Raw genomic sequence first — 22,155 nt, 5'->3', positions numbered from 1 at the left:
ATTAGCTCAGCTGGGAGAGCACCTCCCTTACAAGGAGGGGGTCACTGGTTCGAACCCGGTATCGCCCACCATATTCCTGTCGATGAACATCATTTGAATATTCATTTGTATGGTTATCGAATAAAAAAAGCGCCTAATTAGGCGCTTTTTTTGTAGCTGTTAGACTGTATTGACCGCTTATTTAAACATCATCATACACATCAAAACGGCTATCAGCCCTCGTTAGCAACGGATATACCTGACACCCGCCATCCCATAGCGACAACATTGGAAGATCCCAGCCAATACCACACCAGACTTCGTATATACCACGCGTACTAACGCTTGATTAATGCCCAGCAGCACCGTTATTAGAGGCACAATCAGCCAGGTTAGTTGCTCCTGGTAATGTTGCCACACACAACTGAACCAGATAGTTATCTGGGGCCAGCTCAGCCTGAGTTTGGGTCACAACCGGAGTTTGATCCGCAGCAACCGCTACCCCAGCCGCCAAAGACATAATCATTAATACACCTGCAGCAAGTGCTTTCATATCAACTCTCCTCATAATGTCTCACGATGAGAACGGGATGTGTCACTAATAAAGCTAAGCCCACAAGATGATTTTTGCCGCATTTTTATCTGCAAAAAATAACAAAGTGGCATTGATAACGCGAAATAAGTCACACACAGAAATTCAGCCATGAGTGATAAAAACTTTAAGATCAGACTGTTAGATTGAATTAGAAAAAATCTGCTGCGGGCTTTATGGCGAAGAGTGATATATAAATAAAAAGACAGACTAATAAAAAAACCGCCCGAAGGCGGTTTTTTTGATTCCAGTAATCAAGGCTGCTCTTAGAAGAAAGACAGCGGCATGATGACTTGGAATTTAACATCATGCTCTGATGCAAATACGTTAGGCAGTTCAGTCCAACCGCTTGCTTCTTTACCACCATTAGGAATATTGTTGTTGTAATTGGTGTAATGCAGCTTGAACAGAGTACCTTTTGCAAGGCCTTCTTGAACGGTATACATCACATCAAAGTTAACAGCCCACTCAGTATCCGCGCCATTGGATGCTTTAGTTCCGTCACCTTTTTCCATATCCCAACCGTAAGCACCGGATACACCAACAGCCCAACCTGGAGCCCCCATCAGATCATCCAGCTTACGCTGCACACCCAAGAACAATGCTTTTTCGTTGTTAGCGTTCCAGTCAGAGCGAGAATCCCACCAAATTTCGTTAGCCCCCTGAGAGTTACCATAGCCACGAGTCAGACGCGGCAGATAGTTACCTTCAGAGCCTTCAGCTTTAGTGAAGAGTGCTTCTGCACGGAAATCGTATAGATCATAGTTCAGAGATGCAGTCAACGCCTGTTGCCAAGCTAAGCCATCATAGGTTTCAAGGTCAACTAGCACACCTTTGTCGTTTGGACCTTTGTATGTCTCAGTTTTAGAACCGTAAAATTGATAGCTAGTATTCAAACCACCCAGTACATCAAACTTGTAAGCAACCTTAGCAAAATAACTATCCATGTAGTTATCTGACTGACCAAAACCAGCCGTCAAGCCTAAGCCATTTTCAAAGGTATAACGCGCTGCAATCGCATAGATGTAATCGATGGTATTCTCTGCTGCAAATGGAGTCGCCCATGGTTTAGCGCGAGAGAACTTCTGAGTATCGCGGAACCAAGGTGCCTTATATTCTGTAGCGTAGGCCCCCGTTACATACAAACCACCGTAATTTACCTCAGCCTGACCACCTAAGTAAGTACCTGGCTGATAAGACCAGTTAACACCAATCAGACCTGGCACATACAGTTGAGTTAAACCACCTTTGGCAGTTAGTACACCATCAAAAGCTTTAAATTTCAGAGCCGCCGTACTCAAGCTTGCGCCTTTGTGCGGCTGACCATCTTTAAAGTTGCTGCCCCATTTGTTACCCGCAAATGAGAACTCATTCTCTTGGTCAACGCCTGTACCGCCTTGGGTCAAGTCATAAGCGTAAAAACCACCCAAATCTAACCCAATAAAATCCCATGCATAGCCAGAATTAAAGTTTAATGCTGCCTGAATGGTCGAATGAGCTAAGTTATGACTATATGGACCATCACTGGAGCCAGGAGGCAGTAAGCGGCGATCACGATCACGCTGCATGTAGAACAGGCCACCGGTCAGCTTGGAATCATCAACAAACTTTTCATAGCTGGCAGCATACCCTGGGCCTTCAGCATCCTGCTGTGCCATAACTGAACCTGATGCTAAAGCACCAAATACAGCTAAAGACAGTGCTGCAACTTTAAACTGCTTCGCTTCCATTACGAACTCCTATTTATTGGATATTTTATCCGTTCTCTAGTCAGTACTTGACGCCACCGCTAACCAGAGCTCTCCCAAAGAAAAATTTTTCCGAAATCCCATACGGGTAAACGTGCAATGCCTTCATCTATCCGTATGAGAGGCAGTAGGTACATAACAAGAGTACTTTTGCAGCGCAAAACATCAACGGGTATTTGGGTGATTTTTATAAATTTATGACAGAGTGCAAAAATTTATTAGGGCATGCGGGGAACTATTTAAAATAGGCAGGTTCAAATGCGAAGCAGATCAATGAATTACGATTAAATCATTAAAAAACAGTAAGTTATTAAATTACCCTATCCAATATAAAGCGTGCCGAGTTCATAACTTGCGTTATTAGCACGCTTATTTATATGATTCACATCGCAGTTATTTGTTATAAAAATGCGTCTTTTATGATCTTGTTCCCAATATTAAACCCGCAGCCAATCACTGACTGCGGGACTTAATTTGCGGCAAAAACATTAATTCGCAAATTGGGATAAAAACTCATCTTCAGTGAGAATGGTGATCCCTAACGACTGTGCTTTGGTTAACTTTGAGCCCGCCGCCTCACCTGCGATCAGAAAATCGGTTTTCGCTGATACGCTACCTGTTACTTTACCGCCCATGGCTTGAATCCGACTTTTCGCCTCGTCGCGGCTCATTTGCGTCAAGGTTCCGGTCAACACCACCGTTTTACCACTGAAAAGTGACTCAACGGCGACTTGCGGTTTAATGGCATCCGGCCAGTTCACGCCCAAAACCAACAAATCCTCAATCACGCTGGCATTATGTGGCTCACGCAGGAAATGATAGATATGGGTTGCCACCACCGTACCTACGTCAGGTACCGCTTGTAGGTGTTCAATATCGGCTGCGCGCAGGGCATCGAGCGTTGTAAAGTGATCGGCTAGGTTTGCGGCAGTCGCCTCGCCCACCTCACGGATACCAAGGGCATACAGAAAACGAGCGAACGTCGTCTGCTTAGCATGATTAATGGCGTTGAGTAGCTTTTGCGCCGACTTCGGCCCCATGCGCTCCAAGCGCGTCAGCTCGGCTAAAGATAGACGGAATAAATCAGCCGGCGTATGTACCAACTCACGTTCAACGAGCTGATCGACAATTTTCTCGCCCATCCCTTCGATATCCAGTGCTCGGCGTGACGCAAAATGGCGCAGAGCCTCTTTGCGCTGCGCCGGACAAATCAGGCCGCCGCTGCAGCGAGCAACCGCCTCGCCTTCAATACGCTCGACAGCTGACTGGCACACAGGGCATTGAGATGGGAATGTCACTGCGAGCACCTGCTCTGGGCGCCGCTCCAGCACCACGCTAGCAATTTTAGGGATCACATCACCGGCGCGGCGGATCACCACATAATCGCCAATCATTAAGCCTAGACGAGTAATCTCATCGGCGTTGTGCAAGGTGGCATTACTGACCGTCACACCGCCGACAAACACCGGATCAAGCTTAGCCACTGGGGTGATTGCGCCGGTACGCCCGACCTGAAACTCGACATCGCGCACCTGCGTGATCTCTTCTTGTGCGGGGAATTTGATGGCAATCGCCCAACGTGGCGCGCGAGCTACAAAGCCCAATTGATCTTGCAAGGCTAACGCATCAACCTTGATCACAACGCCATCAATATCAAAATTCAGCTGGTCGCGTTTGGCCTGAATCGCGTGGTAATAATCAATCACCGCTTCACCGCCGGTGACTTGACGCACTTCTTGGCTGACTGGGACCCCTAAAGCTTGTAGATATTGCAAACGTGCAACGTGGCTGTCCGGCAGCGTAGCGCCCTCAACAACACCCAAACCATAGGCATTGAAGGCTAATGGCCGTTGCGCGGTAATATTGCTGTCTAACTGACGCAGTGAGCCGGCAGCAGCATTACGCGGGTTAGCAAAGGTTTTGTCTCCGCGGCGCTGAGCCTGCTCGTTTAAGCGCTCAAATCCGTCACGGGTCATAAACACTTCGCCACGCACTTCCAGACGCGGTGGATAATCGCCACTTAAGCGTAAAGGCACATTGCGGATGGTGCGTACGTTGGCAGTAATATCTTCACCGGTAGTGCCATCGCCTCGAGTCGCAGCTTGGGTCAATACGCCGTCAACATACAAAATACTGACCGCGAGCCCATCGAGCTTCGGCTCACAAGAATAGGTCAGCGCGGTGGCATCGCCTAAACGATCGGTAACCCGCTTTTGAAATGCCAAAAAGTCTTCGGCATTAAAGGCATTATCCAGCGACAACATCGGCACTTCATGCTGCACCTGCGCAAAACCGGTGAGCGCCTTGCCACCAACTCGCTGTGTTGGCGAATCCGCGGTGATGAGCTCAGGATGCGCCTCTTCCAATGCGCGTAATTGCTGCATCAAGCGGTCATATTCCGCATCGGGGACTGACGGCTGATCCAGAACATAGTAAAGGTATTCGTGGTGACGCAGCTCTGCGCGCAATGCCAAAATCTGTTGTGCGGTGGTCTTCGCCATATTCCTGCCCCGTAATGAGAAAAACCCCCGCAGTGCGGGGGTTTTATTCGTTTTAAACCCTGTCAGCCTGATGCATCACGATTTGGTTATGCACAGACCGCTTTAATGCGAACTTTGTATTCTTCGGTCTTTTGCGGCGTCCACATCCGGCGCTCATCATCCAGCACCAGCCCGCCCACATCATCAGCAATACGCTGAGCGGCCTGCAGCATCAATTTAAAGTTCTGACCCGCATCCCCATAAGAAGGGATCTGCATGAACATCGTGACGCCCGGCGTGGTGAAATGGTGCATCTGCGCCACATCAAATGTTCCCGGCTTAACCATGTTGGCCAAACTGAACAGCACTGGGCCATTGCCCATCGGATCCACATGACGGTGGAAAATAGACATTTCACCGTGATGGAAACCCAGTTGCAGCAAGCTATTGAGCAGACGCTCACCATCGATCACCTGACCGTGATGCGCCGAAACGTTCAGTACCAGCACATCGCTGGTTGGCCGCTTTGGCTCCGGTTCTGGCGCTGGCTGCGCCGCGACAGTTTGTACCGGTTGTACCGGCGCTTCTTCAACTGGCGCAATCACCGGCTCCACACGCTCTTGTGGCGCACGTACCGTTACCGATGGCTCAGGGGTTGCGACACGCACCTCCGGCTCACGAGGACGCGCAGCTAACGGATCGTCTGCCTCGTCCATATACGCGGTCTCATCGGCACTGGTGGCAGAGAACGTTGGTTCCTGAGATACCGCAGCACTCGGGGTGACCACGCGCACGGCACCGATGCCGTCATCGTCATATTCACTTTCCGCAGCCGGCGGAGGCGGTGTCTTTTTCAGCCGCTTAACCGGTTTACTCCCGAAGACTGTTGGTTTTTCCTTGCGGCTTGCCCACAATCCATGCAATAACAAGGCAGCGATCGCAATCGCTCCCACCACAATTAAAATCAGACGCAAATCCTGCATCGCTGGTATCTCTTCAGTCCGCTGTTCTGGCTATGCCACACACACTATGCATCATACATAGCTGTTACTGCTGCTAACTTTATGTGTTAGTGCAGCGCTCTTCAAGTACTGAGCAAGATTTCTGGACGGTTAATAAAATTTTATCGTCGTTTTTGTCTAATTAAGCACCATTTTGCCTGACGTATTTGCAACCGTCTCGTTACGCCTCGACGCACTCGCCCTTTCTGACCACCCAGACAGTGTACCCAGCAACTGTATGCCCAATACATCAATACTGACAAGGCGTAGGGGATATTGAGAATCACTGTTCTAAAATCACTCATCTAGAATCACTGACGCACAGTCGCTATGATGCCAATATTCAGGTACAGAGCGGATATCTTAATTTATGCACAAAGCGCTGACACAAAATGGGATGAGCTATTTTCTGCAAGGATGGCGGCTGGCTTTCTTACCCGGGATCCGGCGATATGTGATTTTGCCGCTTCTCGTCAACATCTTGCTGCTGGGCGGCTCGTTTTACGCCCTGATGTTACATCTGGGCAGTTGGATCGATCGCTTACTCAGCCACGTTCCAGAATGGCTGCAATGGCTGAACTATCTGCTGTGGCCATTGGCGGTGATCAGTATCTTGCTGCTGTTCGGTTATTTTTTCAGCACTATCGCTAATATCATTGCGTCCCCATTCAATGGCCTGTTAGCAGAGCAATTGGAAGCCAGACTGACTGGCGAAGAGCCGCCCGTTACCGGCGTGATGACGCTGCTGCGCGACGTGCCTCGTATTTTACGGCGTGAAGTGCGCAAGCTGACCTATTACCTACCCAAAGTGCTGGCGCTACTGCTGCTGTACTTTATTCCCGTGATTGGGCAGACCTTGGCACCAGTGCTGTGGTTTTTACTGACTGCGTGGATGCTGGCCGTGCAATACGCGGACTATCCTTTTGATAACCACAAAGTGCCGTTTGCCACCATGCGCGATGCCCTCAAGCAGCGCCGCCTGACCAGCTTAGGTTTTGGTGCTTTAATCAGCGCATGCACCATGATCCCACTGCTCAATCTGGTGATCATGCCGGTTGCCGTTTGCGGCGCTACGGCCATGTGGGTGGATTGCTACCGGCCAGAGCTCAAAGGTAAGTTTGCCGAATAACTGCGCGTGAGCAGCGCCCTAATAGCAAACCGCAAACGCAAAAATAAAAAGCCCCTTTTGGGGCTTTTTATTTTGTTGATGCCGTTGTTCGCTGGTCGAGCTGCGCAATTATAAGCGGCGCAGCAACAGAGAGCCGGCAGAATAACCGGCGCCAAAAGAGCATAAGATCCCAAGCTCACCGGACTTAAAATCGGCGTGATAACGATGAAACGCAATCACAGAACCGGCTGAACTGGTATTGGCAAATTCGTTCAGGATCAGCGGCGCCTCTTCTGGGGTTGGCTCACGACCCAAAATCTTGCGAGCAATAAATCCATTCATGTTGCTGTTGGCCTGATGCAGCCACAAGCGCTTAAGATTTTCAGCGCGCAAACCTGCGCGGCTGAGTTGATTTTCCAGCAGCGTACACACCAGCGGCAGAACTTCTTTGAAGACTTTGCGCCCTTCCTGCACAAACAATTTATCCCTATCAAACTGGGTTTGTGGATGAGTTCGGTTCAAGAAACCAAAGTTATTGCGAATATTGTTGGAAAATTGCGTTTGCAGCACCCGGTCTACGATCACAAACGCTTGCGTATTATTACTTAGCTCTCGCTGCTCCAGTACTACCGCGGTACAAGCATCCCCAAAGATAAAATGTGAATCCCGATCACAGAAATTAACGTGGCCACTGCAAATTTCAGGATTAATCACCAATGCCCGCGTAGCCATCCCGGACAAAATCGCATCCATTGCCTGACTGATACCAAAAGTTGCCGATGAGCAAGCCACATTCATATCAAAGGCGTAGCCGTGGGTGCCCAGTAGCTGTTGCACTTCAATGGCAATCGCCGGATAAGCGCGCTGTAGGTTGGACGCGGCAACAATCACCAGATCGATATCGTCTGCTTTCAAGGAGGCCTGACGTAGCGCGTCTTGCGCCGCCGCTACCGCCATCTGCGCCATCAAACAAGGTTGATCGTTACTCGGCTCGGCCAACAGCGGCTGCATGATTTCAGGATCCAAAATACCCTGCCGCGTCATCACATAGCGTTGCTGGATCCCGGAGGCTTTCTCGATAAACTCAGCACTCGAAGGTTGCAATGGCTGTATTTGTCCAGCCTGAATTGCTCCGTAGTTTTCCTGATTATAGCGCTCAACATAGCGATTAAACGCGTCCACCAATTCGTCATTACTGATGCGATATGGTGGGGTGTACAGACCTGAGCCGCTGATCACAACTTCCTGCATAACCGGTTCCTCTCGGAGCACATCCTGTTCGACATCGACTACCCCGCAGGCGTCAAGCAGCTCTCATGGCCTACCGTTACGCGCTGCAAAGCATAAAACGTGATCTTAAGATTACGTGTAGGTTAATAAATGTCGAGTAACCGCATGCAAGATTGCGGGGCTGGGCACGGGGAAACCTACTAATTGCAGAAATCACATAAGGATATGACGATTCTTTTCTTTTCATCGTGGCCGGTCAGCGTATGCTGATTCTCAACAGTACTGCATAGCTTCTCTGATCAGTCTGCCAAGGCAGGTTACTCGCGGTTCAGTGCTGGGTTTTGGGGATGAAACTGTTTATAACAAGATAACTGACATACTGAAAACGTTAGCGGAAGGAACAGATTATGAGCAAAATTTTTGCCGACAATTCACAAACCATTGGTCATACCCCGCTGGTACGCCTGAACCGCGTCGGCCCGAGCAATGTGCTGGTCAAAGTGGAATCCCGTAACCCTAGCTTCAGCGTGAAATGCCGGATTGGTGCCAACATGATCTGGGATGCCGAAAAACGCGGCATCCTGACCAAAGACAAAGAGCTGATTGAGCCCACCAGTGGCAATACTGGGATTGCTCTGGCTTATGTCGCCGCTGCACGTGGTTACCGTTTGACCCTGACCATGCCAGAAACCATGAGTCTGGAGCGTCGCAAACTGCTCAAAGCGCTAGGCGCGAACCTGATCCTGACCGAAGGCGCCAAAGGCATGAAAGGCGCGATCACCAAAGCCGAAGAGATTGTGGCGGCCGAGCCAGATCGCTACGTTCTGCTGCAACAATTTAATAACCCAGCCAACCCAGAAATTCATGAAAAAACCACCGGCCCAGAAATCTGGGAAGATACCGATGGTCAAGTGGATGTGTTTGTCGCTGGCGTTGGCACCGGCGGTACCCTGACAGGGGTTAGCCGTTATCTGAAAAACACCCGCGGCAAAGCGGTGATTTCTGTGGCGGTCGAGCCAAAAGACTCACCGGTGATCAGCCAAGCGTTGGCAGGGGAAGAGATCAAACCGGGCCCGCATAAAATTCAAGGCATTGGCGCCGGCTTTATCCCGAAAAACCTGGATTTGAGCCTGATTGACCGCGTGGAGCAAATCACCAACGAAGAAGCTATCTCCACGGCGCGTCGTCTGATGGAAGAAGAAGGCATTTTGGCGGGGATCTCATCCGGTGCCGCCGTGGCCGCCGCCAACAAGCTGGCCGCCCTGCCAGAGTTTGCCGATAAAACCATCGTGGTGATCCTGCCATCGTCTGGTGAGCGCTATCTGAGTACCGCACTCTTTGCCGACATGTTCACTGAAAAAGAAATGCAACAGTAATGCCATTTTACTGAAATGAACAAAAAGGCATCATTTTTGATGCCTTTTTGTGCGCGAGTGCTAACTTCTACCTCTCCTGTTATTGATTTATTGTGCCCTCTCTTGTATTAAACCAATCAATTTTTTTAGTGCGTAAAATTATTCTCCTGACTACAACGTTCCTGTGCAGCATGGATAATCTTATACAATGCTGATTGATGTAGAATGTGAGTGGTTAACAGGGATCAATTTACGTTTCAGTTTCATCGACTATCATTTAATAACAAGACAGGTTGACGTTAGTTGGCGTCGCTAATTAACGGATAATCTTCACTCATTGGGATGACATATTATGTTTGAGAAACAAGTTACTATCACTGCTCCAAATGGTCTGCACACTCGTCCAGCCGCTCAGTTTGTGAAAGAAGCGAAAGAGTTCACCTCTGACATTACTGTCAGCTCCAACGGCAAAAGCGCCAGCGCTAAGAGCCTGTTCAAGCTGCAAACTCTGGGCCTGACTCAGGGCACCGTAGTGACCATCGCAGCAGAAGGTGCGGATGAGAAGAATGCGGTAGAGCACCTGGTTAAGCTGATGGCTGAACTCGAGTAATCTCGGCTGTACTCTTAAGAACGCGTCACTGACACAGATTTTTAGATAGGTAGGGCTATGATTTCAGGCATCTTGGCATCACCGGGTATCGCTTTTGGTAAGGCATTACTGCTGAAAGAAGACGAGATTGTTATCAACCGCGCAACACTGGCCGACTCTGAGTTGGACAACGAAGTTGCCCGTTTCTTAACCGGTCGGACGAAAGCATCTGCCCAATTGGAAGCGATCAAACAAAAAGCAGCCGTGACTCTGGGCGAAGAAAAGGAAGCCATCTTCGAAGGTCACATCATGCTGCTGGAAGATGAAGAGCTAGAGCAGGAAATCATAGCCTACATTAAGGACAACAAAGCTTCTGCAGAAGCGGCGATTTATGCCATTATCGAAGGTCAGGCTCAGGCTCTGGAAGAGCTGGATGATGAGTACCTGAAAGAGCGTGCGGCTGACGTGCGTGACATCGGTAAGCGTTTGCTGAAAAACGTGCTCGGCATGGACATCGTTGATTTGGGTGCCATCAGTGAAGAAGTGATTCTGGTTGCTAACGACCTGACTCCTTCAGAAACTGCGCAGCTGAATCTGGACAAAGTTTTAGGTTTCGTCACCGACATCGGTGGCCGGACATCCCACACCTCTATCATGGCGCGCTCTTTAGAGCTGCCAGCGATCGTGGGTACCAACAATGTAACTCAGCAGGTTAAATCCGGTGACTATCTGGTACTGGATGCGCTGAACAACGCTATCTACATCAACCCGACTGCGGCGCAAATCGAACAGCTGAAAGAGACGCAAATTCGTTACGCCAATGAGAAAGCCGAGCTGGCTAAGCTCAAAGATCTGCCAGCCATGACGCTGGACGGTCATCAGGTTGAAGTGTGCGGTAACATCGGTACCGTACGTGATGTTGATGGTGTTGAGCGTAACGGCGGTGAAGGCGTTGGTCTGTACCGTACCGAATTCCTGTTTATGGATCGCGATGCGCTGCCAACCGAAGAAGAGCAGTTTGCCGCCTACAAAGCGGTTGCCGAAGCAATGGGCAGCCAAGCGGTTATCATCCGTACCATGGACATCGGTGGTGATAAGGACTTGCCTTATCTGAACCTGCCAAAAGAAATGAACCCATTCTTGGGCTGGCGTGCAATTCGTATCTGCTTGGATCGTAGAGAAATCCTGCGTACTCAGCTGCGTGCCATCCTGCGTGCTTCCGCCTTTGGTAAGCTGCGTATCATGTTCCCAATGGTGATTTCCGTGGAAGAAGTTCGCACCCTGCGTGCCGAACTGGATGCCCTGAAACTGGAGCTGACCGCAGAAGGCCATGCGTTTGACGAGAGCATCGAAGTCGGTGTGATGGTTGAAACCCCGGCTGCAGCGGCGATCGCACACCATCTGGCGAAAGAAGTCGATTTCTTCAGTATCGGCACCAACGATTTGACCCAGTACACACTGGCCGTAGATCGGGGTAATGAGCTGATCTCTCACCTCTACAATCCGATGACACCAGCGGTTCTGACCCTGATCAAGCAGGTTATTGATGCCTCGCACAAAGAAGGGAAGTGGACCGGTATGTGTGGCGAGCTGGCCGGCGATGAGCGCGCGGCAGTGCTGCTGCTCGGTATGGGGCTTGATGAGTTCAGCATGAGTGCCATTTCCATTCCGCGCATCAAAAAAGTGATCCGTAACGTGAACTTTGAAGATGCTAAAGCGCTGGCAGAACATGCTTTGGCGCAGCCTACGGCAGCGGATATTATGGAGCTGATTAACAAGTTTCTGGAAGAAAAAGCACTTTGCTGATTGTGCTGAACGTGCAAGTACACTAAGTTAGCACTATCAAGCCGAATAATTACCGATAATTAGGAGAATACTATGGGTCTGTTCGATAAGTTGAAGAAACTGGTTTCCGATGATACCAGCGATGCCGGCAGCATTGAGATTTTTGCGCCGTTGTCAGGTGAAATCGTAAACATCGAAGATGTGCCTGATGTGGTATTTGCTGAGAAAATCGTAGGTGATGGTATTGCCATCAAGCCGGCCGGTAACAAGATGGTTGCACCGGTTGACGGTACTATTGGTAAGATCTTCGAAACCAACCATGCGTTCTCTATCGAATCTGACAGCGGTATTGAGCTGTTCGTACACTTCGGTATTGACACCGTTGAGCTGAAAGGCGAAGGCTTCAAGCGTATCGCTGAAGAAGGCCAGCGCGTGAAGATGGGCGATCCAGTGATTGAATTTGATCTGGCCGTTCTGGAAGCGAAAGCAAAATCTACCCTGACTCCAGTGGTTATCTCCAATATGGATGAAATCAAGGAGATGGTTAAGCTGTCTGGTAACGTAACCGTAGGTGAAACTCCGGTTCTGCGCATTAAAAAGTAATGCGGCCTAACAGCTAAACCAGAAAAGCCATCCCACGGGATGGCTTTTTTTATGGCTGATTTTCATCACGCGACAGCAGGGTCAGAAGCGAACACCGCCTTACAGCAGGTTACCTTCCATCTCCAAAATGGCAGGTGAAAATGCTGCCGTTGGATGTTGCAGGGCAAACAGCAACTTCTGTCCGTTATAAAAGCTCAGCGTATCAGCACGATCGGCTGCCACTTCCAGCCGGTTGACCTGACGCCAGTCAATATCCAGCTGACAGCCGCTATCTCCCACCAGCAGGCGATCGCCTTGCGCGCTGGCAGCCAATTGGCAATGGCCTTGCAGGCGAACCCGCACACCATCCATCATGGCCGAAACGGCCAGCGGGCCGGATTGCATTAACAGCTCAAACAGTTGACGTTGTTTACCGGATTTCAGTTTGGTCACCATATCCCTAGCTCATTGTTATCTTCGGGTTTCAGAGGGTATCTCGCACACTTTCAGTCTGTTTTGTCTGAGAGCTAAACATGACGGGTCGGCAACAAAAAGGCGGCCGACATAAAAAATGCGCGATAACGCGCATTATTCTACCGAAGAGCGGGCTAAAAGTGGAAGAAAACGAAATTCGTTTTCAAAACTCAGCACTGAATCGCTTCACAGTTGCTCAAGACGAGTACGTGACGGGGCAAAATAGTAGCCGCCGGTCACGGCACGGGTGTACTTCAGCAGGCGATCGTACTGGCCATCTTCCATGCCACCAAACATGCTCAGCAATTGCTGCTCAATGTTTCGCAGGGAATGGCAGTAAGCACAGAAGTACAGACCATGTTCATCACTGACTTTGCCATAAGGCAGGCTGTGACGCAGGATTTTCAGCCCCTTGCCCTCTTCTTTCAGATCGACGCGGCTAACGTGTGAGTTGGCAAAGCGTTGCTCTGGCTCTAACTCTTCACTGTCAACCTTAGTACGGCCAATGGTCTTTTCCTGATCCTCTTCGCTTTGTGCATGCCATTTTGGCAAGTTATGCGCGTAGCGCTGCACCAGAATATAGCTGCCGCCCTGATCCGGACCTTCTTCAATCACGCCCACTTGCTGACGAGCCTCATCCCCGTGCGGGTTTTCAGTGCCATCAATAAAGCCGGTCATGTCACGAGCATCCAGATAACGGAAACCGTGCTGCTCATCCGTAACGGTAACACAATCGCCTAAGGCATTGAGAACCGCTTGTGCGAGCGCATAGTTCAGGTCGTGACGCTGAGAGTGAATGTGGATAAACAGATCTTCTTGCGTAGACGGCGCCAAATAAGGCGCTTCGCCCAGCTCAACAAAAGACTTCAGCTCTGGCGCTTCTTCATCCCCTGCCAGTGTGCGCCACAGCGCTTCACCAAAGGCCCAAGTTCCAGACAGCTCGGCTTGTGGATCGCTCTCCGCATACTGCTGCACCATCGCCGGGAACTGCTTGGCAATATCGCGCACCCGGGAAACACCCTGTTCAACATGTAAGACAAGGAACATGGCAAAGCGACTACCCTCCGGTACAATTCCGCTTTGTGCAATGGTCATACTGTTCTCCTGTTTTATTCTGCTTGTCATGCTTGGTATCAGTTAACAATTACGGTGCCGGAGCGGCCTGCCAGATAATCCGTTTTATCTGCCAGTCACGCAATGTTGCATCCGGTGGAAGCAAGGTTTGCGGGCCATCCCATTCACCACTGAAAACGTAACGAATGCGCTGATCTTGTGGCGCTTGGCAAATCACCGCCGAGTCCACCTCGGTTTGTCCGATTTTGCAATTGGCTCCGAGCGCTTTAGGATAGATATCGCTGAACCGGCTACCGACATGGGTTCCCCATTCGGTTTTAATCTCAGGGCTATCGATATCCACTGACGATATCTGACCGTCGGCTTTGCCGTTCACGGTCATCACACGGGCGTCATTTTGTCGCACTTCAGCATACGGCAGCACATCGGCCCCATTGGATTGCATGCCGGTGCGGATCTGAAATCCATCGCCTAATTGGCGGCTGATGGCATCGCGGGTGACGGGGGTATCTGCATCCAAGCCCAGCACGCTGTCGCCGGTCACGGTATCGCTACTGCCAAACCAACTCGTTGGCATCCAATTGCTGACGCCGAGGCTGCTACAGCCAGACAGCAGCAGAGGGAAAACTATCATCCATACAGGACGCTTCATTCGGTACTCCCTGGTAGTGGCCAGCACTGCCAGGATGGCAATGTGGCGCTAACGGATACGCAGTACAGCTATCTTACCAGACAATTATCCTTTTGCGGTTGTCGGTAATATAGGCAGCCATGGCACTGGCTAGTTTGATGCTGAAGAGGAAGAGGTATGCGCCGGAAAGATGAAACAGCAGGCTAAACGACGGCTACGCAGCACATACAGCAGCGCCCATAGCGTCAGCACCGAGAAGGTCGCCGCCGTTAGCGAAAAATCAGCCGGCGCCAAAAGTAGCGTTTTAAGCGATAACAGCAGATCGCCCACCAGCATCACTGGCAACAAACGTCGGCTGCTGCGCCACAAACGTGGCCAATGCTGACGACGCCCGGCCAGCAAAAAGAGCGCTACCGCCGGTAGGCCAATCATCATGCCGAGCCAAAAATCATCGGTTTGCGGATAAAACAATCGCAACAGGCGATCGCCGGTATCGCGCGACGCGCCGGCAATCAAAAACAGCGCCCAAGTTTTGGCTTGCAGCACCAAAATCGTCCAATACCAGAGCGGTAAACGTAGCCAGCCATGCTGGTCATAATCATCCGGCGCGTATAGGCACGGGTCGGCGGTTTTACTCATCCACGCTATCTTCTATCAAGCGCTTGCCTAAGCAGATGGTGTCTTGAATATCGTAGCCAAGCTTTTCATACATGCTGATCACGGCCTGATTTTCTTCGCGTACCAGCAGATGGATTTTCGGGCAGCCACGTGCAATCAGCTTTTTCTCCACCCGATTCACTAGCGCATTGGCAATTCCGCGCCCGCGGTAGTCCGGATGCACCGCCAGATAGTTCACCCAGCCACGATGGCCATCATAACCGCCCATAATGGTGCCAATCACTTCGCCAGCTACTTCGGCCACCAAAAACAGATCCGCACCCGCATGCACTTTGCGTTCAATATCGAGCTCAGGATCGTTCCATGGCCGAACCACATCGCACCGATCCCACAAGGTTAAAACCTCTTCAAAATCACTCTGTCTGAAAACGCGAATTTCCATAACCTTATCCGAACACTCGTTAAGCTGTTTGATTATTATACAATTATCAGCATGACCGAAATGCCATGCAATTCTTATTAGCCGAAAGGGCGTAACTTAGCATAACCACTGAGATCTGCCTCGGTCTGGAGTGCAAAAAAACTTAAAAAAGCCAGCGAACAGCGCGCTCCATCCCACAAAGCGCACCTCCGGCCGCTAATGTGCTCTGCCACACCTTGTCGTACGCCAAACGTAACATGCCAAAAGATCCCCTCGTAAATGCGTTAACGCCCCCAAAAATAGTGGATAAAAATCACGGTAAAGAGGTTAATAGCGAAAAGACGGAAACACAAAGATGAGACCACAAGGGATAAAACAAAGAACAAGAAGAAAGAAGAAGAGAAAACAGAAAAGACAAAACAGCAGTAACCACGAAATCACACCGAAGAGATGCCTATGAGTGGCTCATCACGATGCACCGATAAGCGGTGGTCAGCCATCTTTTCCTTCGGCGGTAGCCGGTTTCCCGCTTGCCGCCGAAGCTGCGCGCTTCACCACGCGCGTACGCTGTGTATCAGCCACACCTGAGGAAATCAGGATTTATCCAGCGCGGCGCAAATCAGCGGCAGGTGCTCCGTGATCCACGGTTGTTGCAGCGGGCCCCAATCCGAGATCTGATAATAGCCATCATTATTGCGCACACCGTCCTGCACAAAGCGAACGTCGACACCCAGACCCGGTAACGCCGCCATGACATCCTGCAAGGTGCGTCGTGGCCAGCCGGTTATCTCCATTAAACAGGGAATATTAGGCCGTTCGGTCACCGCTAACAGATGACATAAATATAAACGACGGGCAAACACAGGGTTTAACGTCATAATGCACTCCCTAGCAAAATTTATATGCTCTATTATTCCACTGCCGTCGCCCCCCTGCGCGGCGAAAATGAATAACTGTGAGCAGCAGGACATTTTGTCTTTGCTTTACCGGCGCTGCTTCACACGGTATAAACGCTGAACCAAAGAAATCCCCATAAAAATAATCACCTAAACGGTAAGCCTTCTCCGCCTTTGCCCCCAAGCAGCAGTGGCAAAAAGAGGCTTCACCGCTAGCCCGTATTGTTACGGGTGACCGACTTTACTGACTAAAAGAGAGCACGCTATGACCACCCTCTTCGGGATCAAAAACTGCGACACCATCAAAAAAGCCCGCCGCTGGCTGGAGCAAAACAACATCCCTTACCAATTTCATGACTACCGCGCCGATGGCGTTTATGCTGCACTACTCGCACCAGCTATCGCGCAGCTCGGTTGGCAGCCCCTGCTCAATACCCGTGGCACCACGTGGCGTGGCTTACCTGAAGAGACCAAGCAGGTCACCACCGAAGAGCAAGCCATCGCCCTGATGGTGTCGCATCCTGCGCTCATCAAACGCCCGTTATTGGCGCACAATGGCCAGTACTGGCTCGGTTTCAAAGAAGCCGATTATCAGCAGGTGTTTTGCCCAGCCAATTAATGGCATAGTGAATGGCATCGTCATACCGCTAACCACCCACGTTTACAGGGAGTGCATCACGTAATGAGTAGTGTTGTTGATTTAAGCTGCGCACTGATCCGCAGCCCGTCGGTCAGCCCGCAGGATGCAGGTTGCCAGACGCTGTTGGCTGAGCGCTTGGCCGCAGCGGGCTTTACGCTGGAGTGGTTACCCTTTGGCGATACCCTGAATTTATGGGCGCGCCGCGGTACAGCCAGCCCGTGCTTTGCCTTTGCCGGCCATACCGATGTGGTCCCTGCAGGGGATACTAATTCGTGGCAGTCAGACCCTTTTACGCCGCAGATCCGCGATGGCATGTTATACGGGCGCGGCGCCGCCGACATGAAAGGCTCACTGGCTGCGATGGTGGTGGCCGCCGAGCGCTTTGTCGCTGCCCATCCCCAACACAGCGGTTCACTGGCGTTCTTGCTAACCTCAGATGAAGAAGCCAGCGCCATCAACGGCACGGTGAAAGTGGTGGAAACCCTGCAACAGCGCCACGAGATGATTGATTATTGTCTGGTGGGGGAGCCATCTAGCACCGAGCGGGTCGGCGATGTGGTTAAAAATGGCCGCCGCGGCTCGATGACCGCTAACTTGTACATTCAGGGTATTCAAGGCCATGTGGCCTACCCGCATCTGGCGGATAACCCGGTGCACAAGGCGTTGCCATTCTTGCAAGCGCTGACCGCTATCGAGTGGGATCAGGGTAATGCCTTTTTCCCACCCACCAGCTTGCAAATTGCCAATATTCAGGCCGGAACCGGCAGTAATAACGTGATCCCTGGCGAGCTGTACGTGCAGTTTAACCTGCGCTTTAGCACTGAGGTTACCGATAACCAAATTCAGCAGCGGGTAGCCGCATTACTGGCCGAGTATGATTTACCGCACCGAATTGACTGGGTGATCTCTGGTCAGCCCTTTTTAACGCCAACAGGCCCTCTGGTGGATGCGGTGTCTGCCGCCATTGCCGAACACACCGGCCAAACCACCCAATTACTGACCACCGGCGGTACCTCCGATGGACGTTTTATCGCCCGCATGGGCACCCAAGTGGTCGAGCTGGGGCCAGTCAATGCCACCATTCACAAAGTCAATGAATGTGTCAGCGTGGACGATCTGGAGCAACTGACGCTGATTTATCAGCGGATTTTGGAGAAAATATTACCATGATGAACTCACTGCCGGCTGCCTGCCTGACCGGAAAAGACCGCGCTCATTTGTCGGCCTTCAATGAACGGCATGCTTTGCACCACGCGGCACTACCGGCGTTTTTGGCTCTCCAACAGGCAGCGGCCCGCAGTGGTTTTAATCTGCAACCGGCCAGCAGTTTTCGCGATTTTTCGCGTCAGCAACTGATCTGGAACAGCAAATACCACGGCCAACGACGCGTACATGACGATGCGGGCAACAATGTCGATGTGCTGCAGCTTGCGCCGTTGGAGCGCTGTCGTAAGATTTTGCGTTGGTCAGCTTTGCCGGGTGCCAGTCGCCATCACTGGGGTACCGAGATTGATGTGTACGATCCTGATGCCCTGCCCGCAGGCACGGCACTCCAACTCGAGCCGTGGGAATATCAGCCGGGCGGCTATTTCAGTGAGTTGTCTGCATGGCTGGATGAGCATTTGGCCCACTATGATTTTTGTCGGCCATTTTTGCATGATCATGGTGGTGTCGCGGCGGAGCCGTGGCATATCAGCTATCATCCAGTGGCCGAAAAACTGGCCGAGCAGCTAACGCCAGCGCTGTTATTAGAGGCTTGGGAGCACGAGGAGATCGCCGGTAGCGATACGTTGCAAGCACATCTACCCGCGTTATTTCGTCGCTATGTGCAAAATCTGCCCAGCATGTAACGGCAAAACCGGCTAGCGCTATCGCACCATCAACGGGTCAGGATAGTCTGCCGAGTCCGCAAGGAGCGCCGCATGGATCTATTGGACAAAGGCTGGTTCATTATCTTTTTAGTGATTGCCTTTATTGGTGGCAATCTGGCGGCGCTGCGCGTCACCGCTAATATGAAATTTCCGCGCGGCAGAGCGCCGACCCAGCGAGATACAGACACGCCAGTAGAGCCCCATACGGACGACAGCGCCGATGCCAGTGATGGCAATACGCCTGACACTTCCCCTGATACATCCAAAGCAGCGCCGTCAGCGCCACCATCCCCCACGGCGGCAAATGTGCCACAACCGACGCTGAGCACAGAACAAAATGTAACCGCAGCGCAACGGGAAAAGGCAGTCAGGAAACAAGATCACAATCATAACAATGACTTGGTATAAGTTCGGGAATACATCACGTTTCTGTCGCGTATGCCCTTCCCCCGCTGGAGAAAACGGCTATTCTTGCAACAATTATTACAACGGATGAGGATCTGCATGACATACCAAGATGAGTATGAAAAAGCGCTCGCCGAATATTCGGAACATCAGGCCGCATGGCCTGTGACGTCTGAAAATGATACACCCGTAGCCGACTGCGAATTTACCTCCGATTCTGGGGCGTAAACCGCAGAGACTCACTTTCCAGCGCACTGCCTCTCCTCCCTAATCTTCTGCAGTGCGCTGACTTTTCTTTTGTCTTTTTTGTCCTTTTGCTTTGTTGACCTTTCGCTTACATTCTATTAATTACAGTCATTATCTGTTTATCCCAGCGGCGAAATACCGCGCGATTGCAAGTAAGCCGCCACTTCCTGCCGACATGCCTGTAACCACGCCTTTTGGCCGTGTAAGCCACATTCCTGCACAATATGCGCCACACTTTGACGTTGTAACAGTCGCCGGCTCAGCAGTGGTAACGGTTCAGGTAAAGCCAGACACAATAAACGCTGTAAAGCCGCCCAACTGGCTTCTATCGGACGATGCGCATAGGCAAAGCCCTGCAGCTCGCACCAATCGGCGCTATCCAGCGACCAATCCACTGATGCGACACTGTGCGCATGAGTTTCTTGCGAGTGCGAAAGCTCATCCAGAGCATACTCTGCCGGCCAATCCATCCAATCGGCCGTCACTTGGTGCGGCCAGCGCCGCGCGAAATCAGCTTGCGCCTGCACTAACAGCTGCTGTCCAGCGCTGGAACAAGGTCGGATCGCCATCGCGGCATAGCAGCCACTGCTCGACTCTTTTTGCGTGCCGATACGCACCAGATGAAAACCGCAGCGCTGCCAAAATGCCCATAACGCCGGAGTAAAACCAAAACTCACCGACACAAAATCCTGTTGCTGCTGCACAGCTGCCGCCCAGACGGTTTCCAGCAATGACGATGCCAACCCCAAACGCCGCCAATCCGGTAACACCGCAATCCGACTCACACGTAGCGAACGCAGCTGGCAGGCGTGCGCGACCCCAGCATGCGCCGCTAAAGACTGCACCAACAAATTACCGCGCGGACGTCGCTCACCACGCCAGATGGCTTGCGCCAGCTCGGCGCTCAATCCGCCCTCCGGCACTAACCAAGCGGCAGCCGGAACCTGTTGTTCTGGCGTTTGCGCTAGCCAGAATTGTTGCTGTGGCGCATCCAGCAAACGGCGTAAATCCAACGGACTGGTGCGGTAATGCGCACCGGTCAGCAAGCCATAAAATCGCTGCAACAACGCAGGCTCAGCGGCTAATTGCGCCGCTTGATAAGGCTGTACCGAGATGCCAGATATGGGGGGTGAAGCTGGCGCGCAATCCACGGGCAAAGAATGTACGGAAGCCGGAGCCAATTGCAGCTCGGCATCGAGCAATAATAAGTCGGCAATGGTGGATTCTAAGGGATCGCCTACGGCCCAACGCACCGGCGCGGACAAACTTAACGCATGCCACGGCGCACCGGATGCTTGCAGCTCGGCGCAAAATTTAAGTAAAAAACCACGTCCGGTGCCTTCATACCCTTGCACGGTAGTCAGCAACAAACAGCGGCGAAAATAGGGTAGCAAGGCACGCAGCTGTGGTGCGGGCAAGGCGGCCGCTTCATCCACAATCAGCCAATCAGCCAGCGGTGCATCAGTTGATACGGCCTGTTGGCAACGCGCCAGCAATGCATCCGGTGCGATAAATTCGGTTTGCTCGCCACTGCGCTGCAGTAGCTGATCGCAAGCAGCGCGTTTCGGCGCCGTCACCCACAACGTCGCTTTCGGATGCACTGCCCCCCAACGCGACGCCAGCATCCCCGCCAAGGTGGATTTTCCCCGTCCGCGATCGGCCGTCAGGCAATAAATGCCCGGCTCGCCGTGCAGCAACTGCTGCAATAAACGCTGCTGATCGGCTGTCGGTTGTCCATTGGGCGCGGACCACCGAGTACTGGCCGCCGCGTGGCGTTTCAAGGAAGAAGGCCGTGTGTTCGCTTCAAACGCAGGCACAGACTCCCCCGATGACCCCTCACGCCACAACAGCGCTGGTGATTGCAGCAAGGTTTGCTGACAATGCCGCACAAAATTAGGCGTTGCAATGGCGCGGGGTTGCTCAGACCAACGTACGCTGTCGCAATCGGGAGTCGTCGGCCATTGCTGCCAATCGGGAACCAAAAGCAGTAACCAACTGCCCGCCGCTAAGGCGCCAGCCACAATGGCGAGTGCCTCGGCATCCAATCCTTGCCGCGCATCAAACAGGGCGTGAGTAAATTCCTGACCAAGCAAGGTGCGCGCGGCGCGAAATGAAATGGCGGGCGTCGCCATGCCAAACGGCAATACACTATCCGCACTCGCCATATTGGGAGTAGGAAGCTCGGGCACCAACTGCAACCAGTCACCGGGCAGCGCATGTAAAAAACGCTGCGCCTGCGCGGCGGTCCATGCTGCACTGCCGCTCAGGCAGCACAGCTGACGATGTCCGCGCTGGCGTAACTCGTCGGTCATCTGTTGCAGTTGAATATCCACGCCGAACCTTTGTTTTGCTGCTATCACACAATAGCGGCATGCTAACAGATCAGCGGCCAAATGGCAGGTTGTCGCCCCTGCGCACATAGAACCGTGC

General features: G+C 51.8%; 21 protein-coding genes. 9 read left to right on the top strand and 12 right to left on the bottom strand.

Annotated features, from left to right (window positions below; translation table 11 throughout):
* Positions 1-328: 328 nt before the first annotated feature.
* The 4 genes from L975_RS12230 to zipA form a co-directional block, all read right to left on the bottom strand.
* Complete coding sequence (locus L975_RS12230; RefSeq protein WP_039044623.1) at positions 329-532, bottom strand: hypothetical protein; 204 nt, start codon at positions 530-532, stop codon at positions 329-331.
* Between the two features lie 305 nt (positions 533-837).
* Positions 838-2,301 (bottom strand): OprD family outer membrane porin, encoded by a 1,464-nt coding sequence (locus L975_RS12225; protein WP_039044624.1) that lies wholly within the window; start codon positions 2,299-2,301, stop codon positions 838-840.
* A 506-nt stretch (positions 2,302-2,807) separates the two neighbouring features.
* Complete coding sequence (ligA, locus tag L975_RS12220) at positions 2,808-4,820, bottom strand: NAD-dependent DNA ligase LigA (protein ID WP_039044625.1); 2,013 nt, start codon at positions 4,818-4,820, stop codon at positions 2,808-2,810.
* 86 nt (positions 4,821-4,906) lie between these two features.
* Positions 4,907-5,782: a cell division protein ZipA gene (zipA, locus tag L975_RS12215; RefSeq protein ID WP_039044626.1), complete on the bottom strand. Its 876-nt coding sequence runs from the start codon at positions 5,780-5,782 to the stop codon at positions 4,907-4,909.
* 388 nt (positions 5,783-6,170) lie between these two features.
* On the opposite strand from zipA, the gene cysZ reads away from it, so the two are divergent.
* The gene (gene cysZ, locus L975_RS12210) at positions 6,171-6,929 is read left to right on the top strand and encodes a sulfate transporter CysZ (protein ID WP_039044627.1); all 759 of its coding nucleotides are present in this window, start codon (positions 6,171-6,173) and stop codon (positions 6,927-6,929) included.
* A gap of 108 nt (positions 6,930-7,037) precedes the next feature.
* Here cysZ and L975_RS12205 read toward each other — a convergent pair whose 3' ends face one another.
* The gene (locus L975_RS12205) at positions 7,038-8,159 is read right to left on the bottom strand and encodes a beta-ketoacyl-ACP synthase III (protein ID WP_047708870.1); all 1,122 of its coding nucleotides are present in this window, start codon (positions 8,157-8,159) and stop codon (positions 7,038-7,040) included.
* Positions 8,160-8,545: 386 nt separating this feature from the next.
* Here L975_RS12205 and cysK point away from each other — a divergent pair, with 386 nt between their 5' ends.
* The 4 genes from cysK to crr all read left to right on the top strand — a co-directional run bounded on the left by cysK (position 8,546) and on the right by crr (position 12,470).
* Entirely contained in the window at positions 8,546-9,514 is a 969-nt protein-coding gene (gene cysK / locus L975_RS12200) for a cysteine synthase A (RefSeq protein WP_010862333.1), read from the top strand.
* Between the two features lie 331 nt (positions 9,515-9,845).
* Positions 9,846-10,103: a phosphocarrier protein Hpr gene (gene ptsH / locus L975_RS12195; protein WP_010862334.1), complete on the top strand. Its 258-nt coding sequence runs from the start codon at positions 9,846-9,848 to the stop codon at positions 10,101-10,103.
* Positions 10,104-10,160: 57 nt separating this feature from the next.
* The gene (ptsI, locus tag L975_RS12190; RefSeq protein ID WP_047708869.1) at positions 10,161-11,888 is read left to right on the top strand and encodes a phosphoenolpyruvate-protein phosphotransferase PtsI; all 1,728 of its coding nucleotides are present in this window, start codon (positions 10,161-10,163) and stop codon (positions 11,886-11,888) included.
* A 72-nt stretch (positions 11,889-11,960) separates the two neighbouring features.
* Positions 11,961-12,470: a PTS glucose transporter subunit IIA gene (crr, locus tag L975_RS12185; RefSeq protein ID WP_010862336.1), complete on the top strand. Its 510-nt coding sequence runs from the start codon at positions 11,961-11,963 to the stop codon at positions 12,468-12,470.
* Positions 12,471-12,569: 99 nt separating this feature from the next.
* Here crr and L975_RS12180 read toward each other — a convergent pair whose 3' ends face one another.
* From L975_RS12180 to L975_RS12155, 6 genes are all read right to left on the bottom strand, one after another.
* On the bottom strand, positions 12,570-12,905 hold the full coding sequence (locus tag L975_RS12180; RefSeq protein ID WP_047708867.1) for a hypothetical protein: 336 nt from the start codon (positions 12,903-12,905) through the stop codon (positions 12,570-12,572).
* A 204-nt stretch (positions 12,906-13,109) separates the two neighbouring features.
* On the bottom strand, positions 13,110-14,018 hold the full coding sequence (locus tag L975_RS12175; RefSeq protein WP_010862338.1) for a Dyp-type peroxidase: 909 nt from the start codon (positions 14,016-14,018) through the stop codon (positions 13,110-13,112).
* A 49-nt stretch (positions 14,019-14,067) separates the two neighbouring features.
* Positions 14,068-14,649, bottom strand: coding sequence for a DUF1131 family protein (locus L975_RS12170; RefSeq protein WP_047708865.1), 582 nt, complete (start codon positions 14,647-14,649; stop codon positions 14,068-14,070).
* A 129-nt stretch (positions 14,650-14,778) separates the two neighbouring features.
* Positions 14,779-15,267, bottom strand: coding sequence for a DUF2919 domain-containing protein (locus L975_RS12165; protein ID WP_047708863.1), 489 nt, complete (start codon positions 15,265-15,267; stop codon positions 14,779-14,781).
* The gene (locus tag L975_RS12160; RefSeq protein WP_010862341.1) at positions 15,260-15,688 is read right to left on the bottom strand and encodes a GNAT family acetyltransferase; all 429 of its coding nucleotides are present in this window, start codon (positions 15,686-15,688) and stop codon (positions 15,260-15,262) included. The genes L975_RS12165 and L975_RS12160 overlap by 8 nt, the downstream gene beginning before the upstream one ends.
* Positions 15,689-16,260: 572 nt before the next feature.
* Positions 16,261-16,545: a helix-turn-helix domain-containing protein gene (locus L975_RS12155; RefSeq protein ID WP_047708861.1), complete on the bottom strand. Its 285-nt coding sequence runs from the start codon at positions 16,543-16,545 to the stop codon at positions 16,261-16,263.
* Positions 16,546-16,828: 283 nt separating this feature from the next.
* On the opposite strand from L975_RS12155, the gene L975_RS12150 reads away from it, so the two are divergent.
* The 4 genes from L975_RS12150 (at position 16,829) to L975_RS12135 (ending at position 19,482) form a co-directional block, all read left to right on the top strand.
* The gene (locus L975_RS12150; protein ID WP_047708859.1) at positions 16,829-17,182 is read left to right on the top strand and encodes an ArsC family reductase; all 354 of its coding nucleotides are present in this window, start codon (positions 16,829-16,831) and stop codon (positions 17,180-17,182) included.
* Positions 17,183-17,245: 63 nt separating this feature from the next.
* A complete protein-coding gene (gene dapE, locus L975_RS12145; protein WP_047708858.1) occupies positions 17,246-18,373 on the top strand; it encodes a succinyl-diaminopimelate desuccinylase in 1,128 nt (375 codons plus the stop codon).
* Positions 18,370-19,053, top strand: a complete 684-nt coding sequence (locus L975_RS12140; RefSeq protein ID WP_230400811.1) for a M15 family metallopeptidase — start codon at positions 18,370-18,372, stop codon at positions 19,051-19,053. Before dapE ends, L975_RS12140 begins: the two co-directional genes overlap by 4 nt.
* Positions 19,054-19,125: 72 nt before the next feature.
* Entirely contained in the window at positions 19,126-19,482 is a 357-nt protein-coding gene (locus L975_RS12135) for a DUF2897 family protein (protein ID WP_047708856.1), read from the top strand.
* Positions 19,483-19,844: 362 nt separating this feature from the next.
* On the opposite strand, the gene L975_RS12130 is transcribed toward L975_RS12135, so the two are convergent.
* Positions 19,845-22,058 (bottom strand): tRNA(Met) cytidine acetyltransferase TmcA, encoded by a 2,214-nt coding sequence (locus tag L975_RS12130; protein ID WP_052181451.1) that lies wholly within the window; start codon positions 22,056-22,058, stop codon positions 19,845-19,847.
* Between the last annotated feature and the right edge of the window lie 97 nt (positions 22,059-22,155).

Source organism: Plesiomonas sp. ZOR0011, assembly GCF_000800945.1.
In the GTDB taxonomy this organism is placed as follows: Bacteria; Pseudomonadota; Gammaproteobacteria; order Enterobacterales; family CAMTGL01; genus Plesiomonas; species Plesiomonas shigelloides.
This window is presented reverse-complemented; position numbering and strand designations above follow the sequence as displayed.